17 protein-coding genes are annotated in these 16,329 nt (G+C 73.8%); 11 read left to right on the forward strand and 6 right to left on the reverse strand.

From position 1 onward, the window contains the following. Positions 1–30 precede the first annotated feature (30 nt). Both H4W80_RS58665 and H4W80_RS58670 read right to left on the reverse strand, forming a co-directional pair. On the reverse strand, positions 31–1,785 hold the full coding sequence (locus H4W80_RS58665; RefSeq protein WP_192792942.1) for a glycoside hydrolase family 36 protein: 1,755 nt from the start codon (positions 1,783–1,785) through the stop codon (positions 31–33). A gap of 21 nt (positions 1,786–1,806) precedes the next feature. Beyond that, complete coding sequence (locus H4W80_RS58670) at positions 1,807–3,063, reverse strand: ROK family protein (RefSeq protein WP_225964288.1); 1,257 nt, start codon at positions 3,061–3,063, stop codon at positions 1,807–1,809. 72 nt (positions 3,064–3,135) lie between these two features. Between H4W80_RS58670 and H4W80_RS58675 the strand changes: the two genes are divergently transcribed. After that, positions 3,136–5,202, forward strand: a complete 2,067-nt coding sequence (locus tag H4W80_RS58675) for an alpha-galactosidase (RefSeq protein ID WP_192792943.1) — start codon at positions 3,136–3,138, stop codon at positions 5,200–5,202. A gap of 10 nt (positions 5,203–5,212) precedes the next feature. On the opposite strand, the gene H4W80_RS58680 is transcribed toward H4W80_RS58675, so the two are convergent. Continuing rightward, positions 5,213–6,421, reverse strand: a complete 1,209-nt coding sequence (locus H4W80_RS58680) for a wax ester/triacylglycerol synthase domain-containing protein (protein ID WP_192792944.1) — start codon at positions 6,419–6,421, stop codon at positions 5,213–5,215. Between the two features lie 3 nt (positions 6,422–6,424). Then, positions 6,425–6,682, reverse strand: a complete 258-nt coding sequence (locus H4W80_RS58685; RefSeq protein WP_192792945.1) for an acyl carrier protein — start codon at positions 6,680–6,682, stop codon at positions 6,425–6,427. 217 nt (positions 6,683–6,899) lie between these two features. On the opposite strand from H4W80_RS58685, the gene H4W80_RS58690 reads away from it, so the two are divergent. The 4 genes from H4W80_RS58690 to H4W80_RS58705 all read left to right on the forward strand — a co-directional run bounded on the left by H4W80_RS58690 (position 6,900) and on the right by H4W80_RS58705 (position 9,707). Beyond that, a complete protein-coding gene (locus H4W80_RS58690; RefSeq protein ID WP_192792946.1) occupies positions 6,900–7,448 on the forward strand; it encodes a hypothetical protein in 549 nt (182 codons plus the stop codon). Between the two features lie 52 nt (positions 7,449–7,500). After that, positions 7,501–7,845, forward strand: a complete 345-nt coding sequence (locus H4W80_RS58695) for a hypothetical protein (protein WP_192792947.1) — start codon at positions 7,501–7,503, stop codon at positions 7,843–7,845. 47 nt (positions 7,846–7,892) lie between these two features. Continuing rightward, the gene (locus H4W80_RS58700) at positions 7,893–8,471 is read left to right on the forward strand and encodes a TetR/AcrR family transcriptional regulator (RefSeq protein ID WP_192792948.1); all 579 of its coding nucleotides are present in this window, start codon (positions 7,893–7,895) and stop codon (positions 8,469–8,471) included. 84 nt (positions 8,472–8,555) lie between these two features. Further along, positions 8,556–9,707 (forward strand): MFS transporter, encoded by a 1,152-nt coding sequence (locus tag H4W80_RS58705; RefSeq protein ID WP_192792949.1) that lies wholly within the window; start codon positions 8,556–8,558, stop codon positions 9,705–9,707. Here H4W80_RS58705 and H4W80_RS58710 read toward each other — a convergent pair. Continuing rightward, positions 9,667–10,143 carry a MarR family winged helix-turn-helix transcriptional regulator gene (locus H4W80_RS58710; protein ID WP_192792950.1) on the reverse strand — a complete coding sequence of 159 codons (477 nt, stop codon included), beginning with the start codon at positions 10,141–10,143 and terminating at the stop codon, positions 9,667–9,669. The two genes, H4W80_RS58705 and H4W80_RS58710, sit on opposite strands and share 41 nt — an antisense overlap. 100 nt (positions 10,144–10,243) lie before the next feature. Here H4W80_RS58710 and H4W80_RS58715 point away from each other — a divergent pair, with 100 nt between their 5' ends. The 6 genes from H4W80_RS58715 to H4W80_RS58740 all read left to right on the forward strand — a co-directional run bounded on the left by H4W80_RS58715 (position 10,244) and on the right by H4W80_RS58740 (position 15,950). Next, entirely contained in the window at positions 10,244–10,978 is a 735-nt protein-coding gene (locus tag H4W80_RS58715; protein ID WP_192792951.1) for a phytanoyl-CoA dioxygenase family protein, read from the forward strand. 153 nt (positions 10,979–11,131) lie between these two features. Continuing rightward, positions 11,132–12,574, forward strand: a complete 1,443-nt coding sequence (locus H4W80_RS58720; RefSeq protein ID WP_318787575.1) for an ABC transporter substrate-binding protein — start codon at positions 11,132–11,134, stop codon at positions 12,572–12,574. After that, on the forward strand, positions 12,571–13,548 hold the full coding sequence (locus H4W80_RS58725) for an ABC transporter permease (protein WP_318787576.1): 978 nt from the start codon (positions 12,571–12,573) through the stop codon (positions 13,546–13,548). Before H4W80_RS58720 ends, H4W80_RS58725 begins: the two co-directional genes overlap by 4 nt. Beyond that, positions 13,548–14,363 (forward strand): ABC transporter permease, encoded by an 816-nt coding sequence (locus H4W80_RS58730; protein ID WP_192792953.1) that lies wholly within the window; start codon positions 13,548–13,550, stop codon positions 14,361–14,363. The genes H4W80_RS58725 and H4W80_RS58730 overlap by 1 nt, the downstream gene beginning before the upstream one ends. Before the next feature lie 26 nt (positions 14,364–14,389). Then, on the forward strand, positions 14,390–15,301 hold the full coding sequence (locus H4W80_RS58735; RefSeq protein ID WP_318787577.1) for an ABC transporter ATP-binding protein: 912 nt from the start codon (positions 14,390–14,392) through the stop codon (positions 15,299–15,301). Further along, positions 15,294–15,950, forward strand: a complete 657-nt coding sequence (locus tag H4W80_RS58740; RefSeq protein WP_192792955.1) for an ABC transporter ATP-binding protein — start codon at positions 15,294–15,296, stop codon at positions 15,948–15,950. Before H4W80_RS58735 ends, H4W80_RS58740 begins: the two co-directional genes overlap by 8 nt. Here the strand turns inward: H4W80_RS58740 and H4W80_RS58745 are convergent. Beyond that, positions 15,947–16,297: an STAS domain-containing protein gene (locus tag H4W80_RS58745; protein WP_192792956.1), complete on the reverse strand. Its 351-nt coding sequence runs from the start codon at positions 16,295–16,297 to the stop codon at positions 15,947–15,949. The two genes, H4W80_RS58740 and H4W80_RS58745, sit on opposite strands and share 4 nt — an antisense overlap. Positions 16,298–16,329 lie beyond the last annotated feature (32 nt).

Below are 16,329 nucleotides of genomic sequence, written 5' to 3' on the forward strand. Positions count from 1 at the left end.
GCGGGCGCTCGAGCGGTTGCGCCTGCCACTTCACGACTGGCGGGCCAGGCGGAGCAGGCCGCCCTCCGGGACGTCGATCTGGGCGATGCCGGGGCGCAGGGGCAGGTCGCCCTCGGTGACGGTCCGGCCGCGGCAGTCGAGGATCGTGGCGTGGGCCGTACCCGAGCCGGGCACCCGCAGCAGCACGTCGGTGGAGGCGTCGCCGTTGGCCAGCCAGAGCGTGCCGGTGGCGGGCACGGCCACCGGCATCGGCGCGTAGCGGGCCGTGATCACCGTGTCGCCCGAGCGGGCCGTGACCTGCGGGTAGCCCAGGTCGGGCCGGGCGGGCTCGAAGGAACCGCGCTGCAGCGCCTCGGCGTGCTCCCGGAAGAAGCCCAGCCAGAACCGCAGCACCTCGCGCTGCCCGGGCGTCTGCGCGGTCAGGTCCACCGAGATCTGCGGCACCGCGAAGAGCACGTTGAGGAGCTGCGTGGCGACGTGCTCGGGCCGCTCGTCCGGGTGCCACATCAGCATGTCCGCGTGGACGGCCAGAGGGCCCGCGATCAGCCGCAGGTCCACCGTGCGCTGCCGGTTGTGGGCCGGGCTGAGCGGGCAGTCGGAGGCGCGCACCATCGTGGCGTACGGCCACAGGCCCGGGCTCACGTACGGCTGCCGCAGCTCGACCAGGCAGTCGCGGGGCAGCTGCGCCAGGAGCCGGCGCACGCCCTCGTTCACCGTCCGGCAGTCGGCCTCGGGGCCGGGCTCGGGCGGGTCCTCCACGGCGAACTGGTCGATGAAGTCGATCTTTAGGCCGTCCATGCCCCACTCCGTGACCGCCCGGGTGAGGTGGCCGGCGATCAGGTCGCGGACGTGCGGGTAGCGGGGGTCGACGACGGCGGCGTTCATGTGCTCCTTGTACGCCAGCGTGTACCCCCACACGCGCTCCCAGAGCGCCGTGTGGCGGCCGACGAACGGCAGGGCGTACCAGAGCAGGTAGGCCAGCCCCTCGCCCCGCACCGTGGCCACGTGTCCCGAAATATCGGGGAATGCGGTGGGGGACGGCTCCCACTCGCCGACATAGCCGTACCCGCGCCCCCGGTCGTCGCTGTGCCAGCCGTCGTCCACGATGATCGCCTCGCAGCCCAGCCCGGCCGCCGGCCCCGCCTGCCGCTCCACGCTCTCGGCGCTGACGTGCTGCTGCATGGCGTACCAGGTCGAGTACGCGGGCATCCGCGCCGCCCGCGGCACGTCGGCGACCGGGCCGTGCAGCGCGCGCCACCAGCCGGCCACCTCGGCCAGCGTGGTCGCGAAGTGCCGCCGGGTCAGGTCGAGCCGCAGCACGAGCCCCGTGTCCGGCTCGGCCTCGTGCTCCACCCAGAACCCGAACTCGCCGGTCTCCTCCACCACCCCCGTACGCGTCCGCACGGGCCTGACCACCTCGCCCGCGGCGAAGGTGCACAGCGCCACGTCACCGGCGCCCACCAGGCAGCCGACGGGCGCGTTCTTCTCCAGCGCCGCCGTGCGCGGGCGGCGCCAGAACGGCGGCAGCCCCCGGTGCTCGCCGCCGTCGGCGGCCCAGAACGCGGTCGCGTCCACGCACGGCACCCGCCAGGCCACCCGCACGTCCGCGCTCCGGTCGGGGACGACGCGCAGCTCCAGGACGCCCGGGGACGGCTCGGCGGCCGTCCAGGTGAGCACGGCCGCCGCCGAGCACTCGAACTCCAGCCCCGCCGCCTCGACGCGCACCTCCTCCGGCTGCTCGAACGCTCGATCGTGCGGCTGCCAAATCCCGGGCGCTGCGGTCACTCAATCCCCCTGTTCATGGCCTCACTTCGTGAGGCGTCTCGGTCGCTGGGACCCGCTGCCTTCCCTCGTCGCTCCGGTCGCTTCGCTCCCTGCGCTCCTCAGTCCAGGCAGCGGCGCTCCCTCGAGCGTGAAGTGCTGCTGGATGGCGACCGCGGCGGCGCCGCGGGCCCACTGCTCGAACGATCGCGGGCGCAGCAGCAGGCGGCAGTCGGCCGCCGCGCCGAACGCCTGGGCCGCGAACGACCGGTTGAGCTGCTCCTCGAACAGGCCGTACGAGGCCAGCCCCGGCACGTCCCCAGTCACGATGATCCGCTCCGGCCCGAACAGGTTGGCCATCGCGGCCATGGCCAGCCCGATCGCGTGCCCCGCGCGGGCGAACACCTCGCGCACCGCCGGATCGCCCGCGTGGGCGGCGTCGATGGCCGCGTCCACCGTCAGGGACGCGTCGCCGGACGCCGCGCGCGCGGCCGCCAGCAGGGGCGCCGTGCCGGCGATGGCCTCCACGCAGCCGCGCCCGCCGCAGTGGCACTCGGGCTCGTCACCCCCGACGGGAATGTGGCCGATCTCCCCGGCCACCCCGTGCGCGCCGGCCACCACCCGGTCGTTGACGACCAGCCCGCACCCTATCCCCACCCCCACCGTGACCAGGGCGAACGACGACGTGCCCACCCCGTCGCCGAACCACTGCTCGGCCACGGTGAGCGACTTGACGTCGTTGTCGATCGTGACGGTCAGGCCGGTGGCCTCGGCGGCCAGCCGCGCCAGCGGCACCTGGTGCCACTGCAGGAAAGGGGAGTAGCGCACCACCCCGTGGGCCTTGTCCACGTCGCCCGACACGGCCAGGCCCAGCGCGTGGCAGCGCTCGCCGTAGGCCGGGTCGGCGGCCAGCAGCTCGGCGACCAGCCCGGCCAGCGCCGCGACCACGCCCTCGGCCGACGTCGTGGCCAGCGGGTGGTGCGCCGAGACCAGCGGCTGCGCGCGCAGGTCGGTGACCACGCCGATGAGCTCCTCGTGGGTGATCTTCACCCCGCAGAAGAACTCCCGCTCCGGCCTGATGGACAGCGGGCTGGCCGGGCGGCCCGCGCCCGGCGCCGTACGCTCGGTGGCCTCCAGCTCCTCCAGGTAGCCCGCCTCGATGAACGGCCGGGCGGCCTTGGTGACGGCCGCGGACGACAGCCCGCTCCGCTTGGCGATCTCCACCCGGGAGACCGGCCCCTGCGTCAGCACCATGGTGAACACGGTGGCCGCCGCGGGAGTCGAGGTGAGCCGAGGGTGCATGAGTGCAATAGTAGCAGTAATTAACTTCGTCAAGAATTGAATTCGAGCGGGGTCGTCCCTAGGCTCCCGGTCATGCGATCAGTGACCTTCGACGCCTCCAGCCGCAGGTGGCTGCTGCGTACCCCGGGCACGAGCTACGTCGTCGCCCTCGCGGACGACGACGCCCCCCGCTGCCTGCACTGGGGCCCCGCGCTGACCGCCGAGCAGGCCGCCAGCCTCCCCGGCCCCGCCGCGTCCGGGGCCAGCAGCTTCGACAGCACGGCGGGCGAGGAGGAGCTGGTCTCCGAGGTGGGGGCGCGGTTCGAGACGCCGTCGCTGCAGGTGGTCCTGCCCGGCGGCGACCGGGGGATCGAGTGGCGGCACGACGGCCACGACGTGGATGGGGGCCACCTGACGCTGCGCTTCTCCGACCGCCGCCATCCGCTCCAGGTCGAGCTGCACTACCGGGTGCGCGAGGACAGCGACGTGATCGAGCGCTGGACCGTGCTGCGGCCGCGGGTGCCGGTGACCGTGCTGCGGTGCGACTCGGCGGCCTGGAGCGTTCCGGCGCTGGACGGCTACCGGCTAAGCCACGTCACGGGCGGCTGGAGCTCGGAGCACGCGCTGAGCCGTACCGAACTGGCCGTGGGGGAGACGATGCTGACCAGTCGGCGCGGGCTGAGCAGCCACCACGCCAACCCCTGGCTCATGATCGACGGCGGCGACGCGGGCGAGCGGCACGGCGAGGTGTGGAGCTGCGCCCTGGCCTGGAGCGGGAGCTGGCGCGTCACGCTCACCCGCACGCCCTCCGGGCGGGCGAGCTGGACCGGCGGGTTCGGCCACGAGGGCCTCACCTGGCGGCTGGAGCCGGGCGAGGAGTGGGTGACGCCGGTGTTCGCCGGCGTGTACGCGCCCGACGGGTACGGCGAGGCCAGCCGGCGCTGGCACGACCACATCGCCAGGCACGTGCTGCCCCGGCCGGACGAGCCGCGCCCGGTCGTCTACAACGCCTGGGAGGCCGTCGGGTTCGACGTGAACGAGGCCAACCAGCGCGACCTCGCGCGGCTGGCCGCCCGGGCGGGCGCGGAGCTGTTCGTGATGGACGACGCCTGGTTCGGCGGGCGCACCGGCGACAGCGCGGGGCTCGGCGACTGGTGGGTCAACGAGGAGCGCTTCCCCGACGGGCTGGGCCCGCTCATCGACGAGGTGCACCGGCTCGGCATGCGCTTCGGCCTGTGGGTCGAGCCCGAGATGGTCAACCCCGACAGCGACCTCTACCGCGCCAACCCCGACTGGGTCCTGCACATGCCGGGCCGCTCCCGCACGCTGCTGCGCAACCAGCTCGTGCTGAACTTCGCCCGGCCCGACGTCGCCGACTGGGCGCACAAATGGCTGCACAAGCTGGTCTCCGAGCACGCCGTCGACTTCCTGAAGTGGGACTTCAACCGCGCCTTCACCGAGGCCGGCCGGCCCGGCGACCCGGACCAGGACCGGCTCTGGATCGACCACGTCAGGGCCGTCTACTCGATCATGGACCGGCTCCGCGCCGACCACCCGCACCTGCGCATCGAGGCGTGCGCGGGCGGCGGCGGCCGTACCGACCTGGGCATCCTGGCCCGCACCGACCAGGTGTGGACCTCCGACAACACCGACGCCCACGACCGCATCGCGATCCAGCGCGGATTCAGCCAGGTGTACCCGGCCCGGGCCATGGCCGCCTGGGTGACCGACAGCCCCAACCCGCTCACCGGGCGGGCCGTCCCGCTCCGCTTCCGTTTCCACGTGGCGATGGCCGGGGCGCTCGGGCTCGGCGGCGACCTGGCCCGCTGGAGCGAGGCCGAGCTGTCGGAGGCGGCCGAGCTGGTGGCCGTCTACAAGGACATCCGGCCCGTCGTGCAGTTCGGGCGGTTGTGGCGGCTTCCGTACGGGGTGCAGTACGTACACGGGGACCGGGTGGTGGTGCTCGCCTGGCACGGGCCGGTCGCGTTCGGCACGCCGATCGCCCCGCTGCGCCTGGCCGGGCTCGACCCGGACGGCCGCTACCGGGACGAGGACACCGGTGCGGTGCACCACGGCGCGGTGCTGATGTCGCGCGGCCTGCCCCCGCTGGCCCCCGGGGGCGGCTACACCAGCGCCCTCCTGCGCCTGCGCGCCTGCTGATCCCGCCGGATCATCGGGCGACCTCTCGCCGCAGCTCGTCGAGGGCCTCCTCCATCAGGCGCGGGAGCCGGTCGCCGTGCGCGAGCGCGGCGGACAGGACGCAGGAGACGACGACGGTCGTGTCGCTGTGGACCATCGACACGACCCCTCCGCCGGTGTCGTACGTGGGCGGGACGGCGAAGCAGCCGTCCAGGGGCAGGCTCACCCCGATGACGCTCACCGTCATCCGGCCCGGGAACGCCTTCGGCACGAGCCACCTGACCAGCCGGAACACCGCCGCCGGGGCCCTGACGGGATAGCGGTCGCGCCGGTAGACGGCCATCCGCTCGAAGCTCGTCTGCTCCATGACCCCGCGCAGCCGCTCGCGCGCGGCAGGCTCGGCGCAGGGCAGGACGACCGGCATGGTGGTCACCCCGTTGCCCAGGCCGCCGTCGCGCAGGCGGCCGTTCAGGTTGAGCGGGAAGGAGACGGTCGTGCCCCGGCGGCCCGCCTTCCGCCAGTGGGCCGGGTTCCAGGCCCGCAGGGCGCCGGCCAGCACGGCCAGGCCGACCTGCGGGACGCTCGCGCCGGTCGCGGCGGCGATCTCGCGGAAGGCGGCGAGGTCGAGCCGCAGGAAGAACGTCCGCACGCCCGCCCGCGCCCCGCCGGTCCTCCCCGGAGGCGGCCTGAGCCGCGCCGACGGAGCCGCCAGCCGGGCCGCCGTGGCCAGCAGCCGCATCCGTGCCCTGGCCGGCGCCCGCACCGCCACGTCCTGATCGGGCGCCGGGACGGTCCTGCCCAGCAGCACGGCGCGCGTCGCGATCCGGGCCGCCCCCATGCCGTCCTGGAAGGCGTGGTGTACGCGGTAGCACAGGAGGTGCTCGTCCGGGGCGTACCCGTGCACGACCATCAGGCTCCACAGCGGGTGCTCGGGCAGCAGCCGGTTGGCCCTGACGGCGTCCACCACGGCCGCGCCCACGTCACGCCCCGGCGCCACCCGGTACTCCACGACGTGGCAGGCCGGGTCGAAGGCCGGATCCGGCTCCCACCCCCCGCGGGCCAGCCGGTAGGTCAGGACCGGCGCCCGCGCGGCCGACTCGGCGACCAGCCGCCGCAACTCGCCGGAGTCGGGCGCCGGGCCGGGCCGCCGCGCCGCGAGGGCGAGGTGCAGCCGGTGGTCGCGGGCGGAGCCGACCTCGCCGAGAAAGAGGCGGTCCGGCCCTGTCAGCGGTACCGCCATGGGCTAGCCGGCCGTGTGCCGCGCGAGGTACGAACGGTGCGCCAGCCGGGCGACGTCGCCGACCGTCATCTCCATCGTGAAGTCGGACGGGTCGATGTCCAGCCCGTGGCCGCCCAGCGCCGCCCGCAGTTCGAGCAGGCTCATGCTGTCGGACTCGAGATCGTCCACGAGCGTCGTCCGCGGGGTGACGGTCGCCGGGTCGACGACGTAGATCTCGGCGCAGTACCGGCGTACGAGCCGCAGGATGTCTTCCTCGGACAAGAGCCTCGCCTTTCCGTGGGGGGTCCGTCGGGGGTCCCAGCATGTCGGCGAGGGGGAGGCCGGGGCGGCGGCGGAGTCCTCGTGTCCGGTCAAGAACGGCCCTGGACTGGTCGATCGGCGCGCTGAGCCGGGCGGCGCCCGGCCCGCGCATGAGCGCGACCCGGCCGATGCCTCGGGCAAGGCCGGGAGCAGGTAAAACGGGGGTGTGCGATTCGGCGTGCGGCAGTTTGAGCTGTCCCTGATGCACCGGATGCGCGATCTCAACCCCGACCGGGTCGAGGACGCGCTCCGGGTCATGGGCGCGACCAGGGCGGAGCTGCGGGCCGCGCACGCCCAGTGGACGCGGATGCTCCACTCGCCGAGGGCGCCGAAGACGCTCCGGCCGCTGCTCGGCCGCCCCGCGTACGAGGGCACGACCGCCGTGGGCAGCCTGACCTGCGGCGTGTCCCGCTGGGCCCTGCCGTCCTGGCCCGGCCTGGAGTTCGAGGTCCTGTACGGCCCCGGCGGCGAGACGTGGAACCAGTGGTTCGTCCGCCCCGGGGACCCCAGAATGCTGTCCTTCGCCGAGCTGGCGCCCTGGAGCTGCGTGGTCGCCGACGTCGCCGCGAGCTTCCCCGGCGCCGTCCACCAGGAGGGCCAGGCCCCGCACCATTGGGCGGTCGACTTCGGCCACGGCGGCGCCGCCTACCGCGCCCGGTTCGTCTACGGCCTCTGCCAGCGGATCGACGCCGTGCGGCCCGAAGATCCGGCTGGAAAGCTCCGATGATCGATCGCATGATGAGGGTCCGGGTTTCCTGAGGAAGAAAAGGTGACAGAACATGCTCCGTGCCCTCGCCGTGTCCGTGGCCGCCGGGATCCTCTCGTTGGGAGGACCGTCCCCGGCTGAGGCGAGCGTCACCTGCCCGCCGGAGGGGGCCGTCTGCCAGGAGGTCCGCGGGGTGCCCGGTGACCACTACTACTGGTTCACGATCGAGCCCGCGCCGACCACGGCCGCCTTCACCTTCACCGTCAACGGCTCTCTCACCCCCGGCTCCCTCACGACGACCGTCGCCGGCACCACGCTGGAAGGCGACTTCCGGCCCGCCCTGGTGCTGGTCAGAGGGGACCGGGTGTGCATGCGCGCCGGCAGCCTGAGCGGCGAGTACTGCGCCACCACGCCCTAGCCCGGACGTTCTTTACTGGTCTGTACAAAATCCGGTAGCCTCCTCCCATGGGCAGGCCACGGGAGTTCAGTGATCGGGCGGTCGTCGACGCCGCCATGGAGGTCTTCTGGGAGAAGGGGTACGAGGCGACCTCCACCCAGGACCTGTGCGAGCGCACCGGGCTCGGGCGCGGCAGCCTCTACAACGCCTTCGGCAGCAAGCACCGCCTCTATGAGGAGGCGATCCGCCGCTACGCCGAGACCAGGGCCGAGGCGCAGCTGGCGATGCTGGCCGAGCAGGGGTCGGTGCGCGCCCGGCTCAGGGACCTCATGCTCGGCGTGATCGACGCCGACATGGCGGACCCGGGCCGGCGCGGCTGCCTGGCGCTCAACGCCGCCTCCGAGTCCAGCGGGCGCACCGAGGCGGTCGCGGGGCTGGTGCGGCGGCAGTTCACCGACCTGGAGCAGGCGCTCCAGCGGCTGGTCGAGATCGGCCAGAGCACGGGCGAGCTGTCGTCGGACCGGCCGCCGCGGCAGGTGGCGCGGGCGTTCCAGAGCGCCTACTACGGCCTGCGCGTGCTCGCCAAGGTCACCGACGACCGGGCCGCCCTCCTCGACGTCGTCGAGGGGGCCGTCGCCGCCCTGTAGCAGACCCGGCCGCGGTCCATGGAGCCGCGGCCTTTTTGCCGCCCAGATTTTGTACTGATCTGTAAAGAAGGAGAGCGAAGCTCGATGAGACTCAGTGTGCCGTCGCTGATGTGGTGCGTGTTCGGGATAACGACCGGCGAGTTCGTCATCGCCGGCATCCTGCCCGGCATCGCCACCGACCTGGCCGTCTCGATCCCGGCCGCCGGGCTGCTGGTGACGGCGTACGCCATCGGGATGATCGTCGGCGGGCCCGTGCTGACGGCCCTCACCGCCCGTTTCCCGCGCAAGCCGCTCATCCTGGTGCTGCTCGCGATCACGATCGCCGGGAACCTGGCCTCCGCGCTCGCCCCCTCGTACGGCGTGCTCTTCGCCGCCCGGATCGTCACGTCGCTGGTGACCTCCACGTTCTTCGCCAACGCGATCGTCATCGCGGTCTCCACCGCCGCGCCGGGCAAGCAGGCGTCCACCGTCTCCAAGCTCGTCTTCGGCATGAACCTGTCGATGATCCTGGGCGCGCCGATCGGCACGTTCATCGGCGACGACCACGGCTGGCGGGCCACGTTCCTGGTGGTCGCGGCGTGCTGCGCGGCCGGGTTCGCGCTGGTCGCCCGGCTGGTGCCGGACGTGCGCGAGCCGTCCGGCGAGGGCTCGGCCCTGAGCGAGCTGCGCGTCCTGCGCGAGCGGGACGTGCGGCTGGCCATCGCGGTCACGGCCGTGGGCAACGCGGGGCTGCTCATGGTGTTCACCTTCTTCGCGCCCCTGGTCACGGACGTCAGCGGCTTCGCCGGCGGCGCCGTGGCGGCCCTGCTGCTGGTGTACGGGGTGGGCGCGGCCGTGGGCAACCTCCTCGGCGGCCGGCTGTCGGACCGGGCGCCGATGGCCGCGCAGCTCGGGCTGCTGGGCGTGCTCGCGGCGGTGCTCGTCCTCATGTGGGCGGGCAGCGGCAGCACGGCGATGACGGCGGTCATGGTGTTCGTGCTGGGCGCGGCGGGGTTCGCGGTCATCCCCGGCATGCAGGCGCGCGTCCTGGCCACCGCCTCGGCCGCGCCCACCCTGGCCATGGCGGTGAACGCCTCCGCCTACCAGCTGGCCGCCGCCTTCGCCGCCTGGCTCGGCGGCCGCGTCATCGACGGCGGGCTCGGGCTGCGCTCCCTCTACGTCGTGGGCGCCGCGGTCACGATGGCGGGCATCGCGGTCAGCGCGTACGCCTGGCGTCGCTCCCGCGTCCCGGCCTGAACCCCGCGAAGGCGGCGTGGACCGCGTCGGCGATCTGGCGCTGGATCGGGTCGGCCTCCGGCCCGAACAGCAGGTCGTCCACCCGGGACACCACGCCGGTGGCCGCCTCGAGCAGGCGCGCGCCCTCGGGCGTCAGCTCGATCGTCGACGCCGACCCGGCGCGGGCCGTGCTGTCGCGTGCCAGCCCCGCCGCGACCAGCGCCTTCACCGCGGTGTGCACGCTCTGGACCGTCGTGCCCGACATCCGCGCCAGCTCGCTGAACGACACCCCGGGCACGCCGGATATGTGACCGAGCAGGCCCAGCCGGCTGACCGTGAGGTCGAGTGGGGCCAGGGCGGCGGCCAGCTCGGTCTCGATCCGGCGCGCCAGCGTGAGCAGGACGATCGAGGGGCTGGTCACGGGAGGACCGGGGCGATCGGCGTTCTCGGTGGTCACCCCACCAGTCTCCCGCACCGGCGGCGACGGCCGCGAGCGCACCCGCGGGAGTGGGAATCACCCGGAGGGACGGTACTGGGCGGACGCGCGGGAGGGTGCGATGACCGATTCGGCGATGGTGCGGTTCTACCAGGACAACGGCTACCTGCTGGTCAAAGGGCTGCTCGGTGCGGCGGAGGCGCGGGCCTACCGGGAGGAGTGCCACGCGGTGCTCGGGCGGCTGCGCCCGAGCGACCCCACGTGGGGGAGCGCGCGGGAGATCGGCGGGGCGGGGACCGAGCTGCGGCACTGCCACGACGCGCAGTTCCACTCGGCCGCCTTCGCCCGGCTCATGGTGGACCCGCGCTTCACCGACGTGGCGGCGGCCCTGATGGGCTCGGAGAACGTGCAGCTCCACCACACCAAGATCTTCGTCAAGCCCGCCGAGAAGGGCTCGCCGTTCCCCATGCACCAGGACGCCGCGCACTTCCCGCACACCCGCCACACGGTCGGCGCGGCGATCTTCCACTTCGACGCCGCGCCCGAGGAGAAGGGGTGCGTGCGCGTGGTGCCGGGCAGCCACAGGAACGGGCCGCTGCCGCACCTGGAGGAGGGCGGGTGGCACCTGCCGCTCCGGGAGTGGCCGCTGGAGGCCGCGGTCCCGGTCGAGGCGGAGGCGGGGGACGTGCTGTTCCTCAGCTATCTCACCGTGCACGGGTCCGGGGTCAACCGGGCGGACGAGGCGCGTACGACCCTGCTCATCCAGTACCGCGACCCCGAGGACCAGCCCGCCGACGACGTCCACCGCTCGCGGGGCCAGGGGATGATGCTCCGCGGCATCGACCCGACCGGCTGATCGCCCGCTATTGCAATCTTCTTGCAACAGCTAGTCTTTCGCTCTAAGGTCGCCTGCATGAGGCGGAGATTGGCACTGTTTGCGGCGATTGTCGTTGGATTAGCGGGATGTTCGGTCCCCTCACAGCCCTCGCAGTCCGCGCAGGACACGGTCGTGCTCGGGCTGGGGTCCGAGCCCGACTCGCTCAACCCCGTCCTCGGTTACGCGCCGGACGGCGGGGCGCTGATGTTCGACGGCCTGGTGCGGCGCACGCCCGACCTGAAACTGGAGCCCGCGCTGGCCGAGTCCCTGCCCGAGGTGGAGGGGAAGCGGGTCACCTTCACCCTGCGCCAGGGGGTCACCTTCCACGACGGCAAGGCGCTGACCAGCGCGGATGTGGCCTACACCTATGAGCAGGTGCTGAAGGTCGCCAACAACTCGCCGATCCGGGGCGACTACGCCGCCGTCGAGAAGGTGGAGGCCCCCGGCCCGCGGACAGTCGTCTTCCGCCTCAGGTACCCGTACGCGCCCATCCTGCAGCGGGCCACGCTCGGCATCGTCCCCGAGGGGTCCGACGTGTCCGGCACGCCCGCCGGCACCGGCCCGTACGCGCTCGTGTCCTGGAGCAAGGGCGACAAGATCACGCTCAGGGCCAACGACCGCTATTGGGGCGCGGCGCCGGAGATCAAGAAGCTGGTGCTCGCGTACACCTCCGACGACAACGCGCGGGCGACCAGGATGGCCGCGGGCGAGTTCACCGCCACCGAGCTGCCGCCCAAGGCGGTCGCCCGGTTCAAGGGCCAGCCGGGCATGACGGTCCACGAGGTGCCGACCGCCGACTACCGGGGCGTGATGTTCCCCCTCGACCAGCCCGTGACCGGCGACCTGGCCATCCGCAAGGCGCTCGGCCTGGTCGTGGACCGCGCCGCCATGGTGTCCGCGATCCTGGCGGGCTCGGGCGGCCCCGCGTTCGGGCCGGTCGCGCCCGGCACCGACTGGCACAACCCCGCCGTGAACGGCTCCGCCGCCCCCGACCGGGCCAAGGCGGTGGCGACGCTGGAGGCCGCCGGCTGGAAGGCCGGCGCGGACGGCATCAGGGCCAAGGGCGGCACCCCGGCCGCCTTCACGCTCATGTACCCGGCGGGCGACTCGCTGCGCAAGGAGCTCGCGCTGGCCGTCGCCTCCGACGCCAAGCAGGTCGGCATCGACGTGCGCCTGGCCGGGCTCGACTGGGACGCCATCGACCGGCGCATGTCGAAGGACGCGCTCATCATGGGCTTCGGCAGCCCGTACGACCCCGACTACACCAACTACGAGCTGTTCCACTCGTCCTTCGCCGGCCAGGGCTACTTCAACCCCGGCCGCTACCGCAACCCCGACGTGGACCGGCTGCTCGACGCGGGCCGCGGCACCTCCGACCGGGCCGCCCGCAAGAAGGCCTACGACGAGGTGCAGCGGCGCATCAGCGACGACGCCGTCTGGCTGTACCTGGTCTACCTCAAGCACACCTACGTCGTACGCGGGGACTGGAGCGGCCTCACCCCGGGCGTCGAGGCGCACGAGCACGCCACCGGCGGCCTGCTCGGCACGGTCGTGAACTGGAAGCCCGCCTCGTGACCTGGGTCAGGATCGTGGCCTGGCGGCTGGCGTTCGCCGTGCCGCTGCTGCTGGCGGTGACGTTCGGGATGTTCGCGCTGGCCAAGGCGTCCCCCTTCGACCCGGTACGGCAGTACCTGGGCGAGCGGGCGATGGTCGCCAGCCCGCAGATCATGGCCGAGATCAGGGCGAACTGGGGCCTGGACCGGCCCCTCGCCGAGCAGTACGCCACCTGGCTCGGCAATCTGCTCACCGGCGACCTGGGCGAGTCCAGGTCGCTGCGGCTGCCGGTCGCCCAGGTGATCGGCGAGCGGCTGGGCTGGACGCTGCTCGTCGTCGGCTGCGCGCTCGTCCTGATGCTGGTGGCCGGGCTGGCCGCGGGCACGCTGGCCGCGTGGCGGCGCGACTCGTGGCTGGACCGGCTCGTCACCGGCACGGCGTACACCAACGAGGCGGCCCCGGTCTTCTGGGTGGGCCTGCTGGCCATCTGGGTGTTCTCCGTGACGCTGGGCCTGCTGCCCGCGGGCGGCCTCACCGACGCGGCCTCCGCCACGGTGACGCTGCCCGACCTGCTGCGCCACCTGGTGCTGCCGGTGGCGGTGCTGGCGTTCTCGCAGTCGTCGTGGCTGCTGCTGTTCGTGCGGGAGTCGGTCATCGGCGTGCTGCGGGAGGACTTCGTGACCGGGGCCAGGGCGCGGGGGCTGCGCGAGCGCACCGTGCTGCTGCGGCACGCGCTGCGGTCGGCGCTGCTGCCGTTCGTCACGATCATGGGGGCGCGGGTGCCCGAGCTGGTGACGGGGGCGATCCTGGTGGAGGCGGTGTTCTCCTGGCCGGGCGTGGCGGGCACCACGATCAAGGCGGCGCTGGCGGTGGACTTCCCGCTGCTGGCGGCGCTCACGCTGCTGGCCACGGTCGCCGTGGTGGCCGGCAACCTGCTGGCCGACCTGGCGTACACGCTGGCCGACCCGCGCGTGCGCGTGCTCGGGGTGAGCTGATGACGCGCAACCGCCTGTCGGCGGCGACGCTCGCCGTGCTGGTCCTCGCGGCGGTGCTGGTGCCGATCGCCGTACGGCTCGACCAGCAGCTGGTGGACCTGCGGGCCGCGGGGCTGCCGCCCGCCTGGGCCCATCCGTTCGGCACCGACGAGGTCGGCAGGGACGTGCTGATCCGCTCGATCTACGGGCTGCGCGTCTCGCTCCTGGTGGGACTGGTGGCCGCGGCGGTCAGCGTGACCATCGGCGGCCTGGTCGGGCTCGTGGCGGGCGCCGCCGGCGGGCTCGCGGACCGGGTGCTGATGCGGGTCGTGGACGGCTTCAACTCGCTGCCGCACCTGCTGTTCGGCATCTTCGTCGTGGCCTTGTTCGCGCCGAGCGCCACCGCGGTGGTGGTGTCCGTCGCCGTCACCCACTGGACGACCGCCGCCCGGATCGTGCGCTCCGAGGTGCTCTCGCTGCGCGGCCGGCCGTTCGTGGACGCGGCGATCTCCGGCGGGTCGAGCCGGCTGCGGATCGTGGTCCGGCACTTCCTGCCGAACCTGGCGCCGCAGCTGCTCCTGGCGGCCGTGCTGATGATCCCGCACGCGATCTGGCACGAGACGGCGCTCAGCTTCCTCGGGCTGGGCCTGCCCGCCCACCTGGCCTCGCTCGGGAACATGATCAACGACGGGCAGCGGTCGCTGCTGGCGGGCGACTGGTGGTCCAGCCTCTTCCCCGGGCTGCTGATCCTGCTGCCCACGCTGGCGGTGTCGGGGCTGGCCCAGTACGTACGGGACCGCGCGAACCCGCGCTGGAGATCGGAGCTGGCCCTATGAGATCCGACGCTGCGAGATCCGACGCTGTGAGACTCCGCGTGGACGGGCTGTCGGTACGCTTCCGCATCCCCGGCGCGGTCGTGCACGCCGTCACGGACGCCCGTTTCGAGCTGCCCGCGGGCCGCTGCCTGGCCCTGGTCGGCGAGTCCGGGTGCGGCAAGTCCGTGATGGCGCACGCCCTGCTCGGCCTGCTCCCCGGCAACGCCGCCGTCACGGGCCACGCCTGGCTCGACGTGCCGGGGCAGGACCCGCTGGACCTGGTGGCCGCGTCCGAGAAGACGCTCGCCCGGCGGGTGCGCGGGCGCCTGATCGGCCTCGTCCCGCAGAGCCCGGCCGCCCACCTCACCCCGGTGCGCACGGCCCGCGCCCAGCTCGCCGAGGCCCTGCGCGAGCTCGGCCGCGCCGAGACCCCCGACGCGCTCGCCGAACGCGCGGGCCTGCGCCCGCAGGACCTCGACCGCTACCCGCACCAGCTCTCGGGCGGCATGGCGCAGCGCGTCGCCAACGCCCTCGCCCTGGCCGGCGACCCGCCGCTGATCCTGGCCGACGAACCCACCACCGGCCTGGACCGGCCCCTCGTGGACGCGACCATGGCCGAGCTGCGCCGCCTGTGCGACGAGGGCCGCGCGGTGCTGGTCATCACGCACGACCTGCGCGCCGCCGAGCGGGTGGCCGACGACATCGCGGTCATGTACGCCAGCCGCGTCGTGGAGCGCTCGGAGGCGGGCGCGTTCTTCGCCGGGCCGCGGCACCCGTACGCGCGGGGGCTGCTGGACGCGCTGCCGTCGCGGCGGTTCGTCCCGATCCCGGGCCTGCCGCCCGAGCTGACCCGGCTCCCGGACGGCTGCGCCTTCCGGCCCCGCTGCGCGCTGGCCACGGCCGCCTGCTCGGACCTGCCCGCCACCGACGCGAAAGGGGTGGCCTGCCATCATGCTTGACGCCACCGGGATCACGGTCACCTTCGGCCGTCGCCGCGTGCTCGACGGGGTGTCGCTGTCCGTACGGCCCGGCGAGGTCCTCGGGCTGGCCGGGCCCAGCGGGTGCGGCAAGTCGACCCTGGCCCGCGTACTGGCCCTGCTGCTGCGCCCGTCGGCGGGCACCGTCACCCTCGACGGCGAGCCGGTGACGCGGTGGCGGCACCGGGCCCCGCGGCGCACCTCGATCGGCCTGGTCTTCCAGCAGCCCCGGCTCGCCGTCGACCCCCGCTTCACGCTGCTGGAGGTGATCACCGAGCCGCTGCGCGCCGCACGGCTCCCGCCGGCGCGGGCACACCGGCTGGCCGAGGAGCTGGGGCTGACGCCCGAGCTGTACGGGCGGCGGCCGCACGAGGTGTCGGACGGGCAGCTCCAGCGGGCCTGCGTGGCGCGGGCGCTGGCCCTCGAACCGCGTTACCTGATCTGCGACGAGATGACCACCATGCTCGACGCCTCGACCCAAGCGCACCTGGTCGCCCGGATCGAGGCGTACCGGGAGCGCACGGGAGCGGGGGTGCTGGCCGTCAGCCACGACGCCGAGCTGCTCGACCGCTGGACGGGCGGCAACGTCCGCGAGTGGCGGCCGGAGCCCGCCCGGGTGGAGCGTTCCTAGGAGGCCAGGGCGGCGGTGATGGCCTCCTCGACCGTGTCGTGCACGGGCACGTGGGCCATGATGCCGGTCAGCTCGAAGAGCCGGGCGGGCATGCGCTGGACGGCGGCCAGGTGGACCGCGCCGCCGTCCTTGAGACAGTTGGTGGCGCAGGTCAGCAGGACGTGCAGGCCCGAGCTGTCCATGAACGGCACCTCCGACAGGTCGAACACCAGCCTCCCCGCGGGCGCCGGCTGGACCTGCGCGATGTACGCCTCGAGCTGGGCGCGGTTGCCGGCGTCCATCTCACCGATCACGGCGATCACGGTCACGCCGGGCAGTTGCTGGTGCGCCAGCCTCAGTCGCGGCATCTATGCCTTCACCGCTCTCGCCCGGCTTAAGT

The organism is Nonomuraea angiospora, from assembly GCF_014873145.1.
Classification (GTDB): Bacteria; Actinomycetota; Actinomycetes; order Streptosporangiales; family Streptosporangiaceae; genus Nonomuraea; species Nonomuraea angiospora.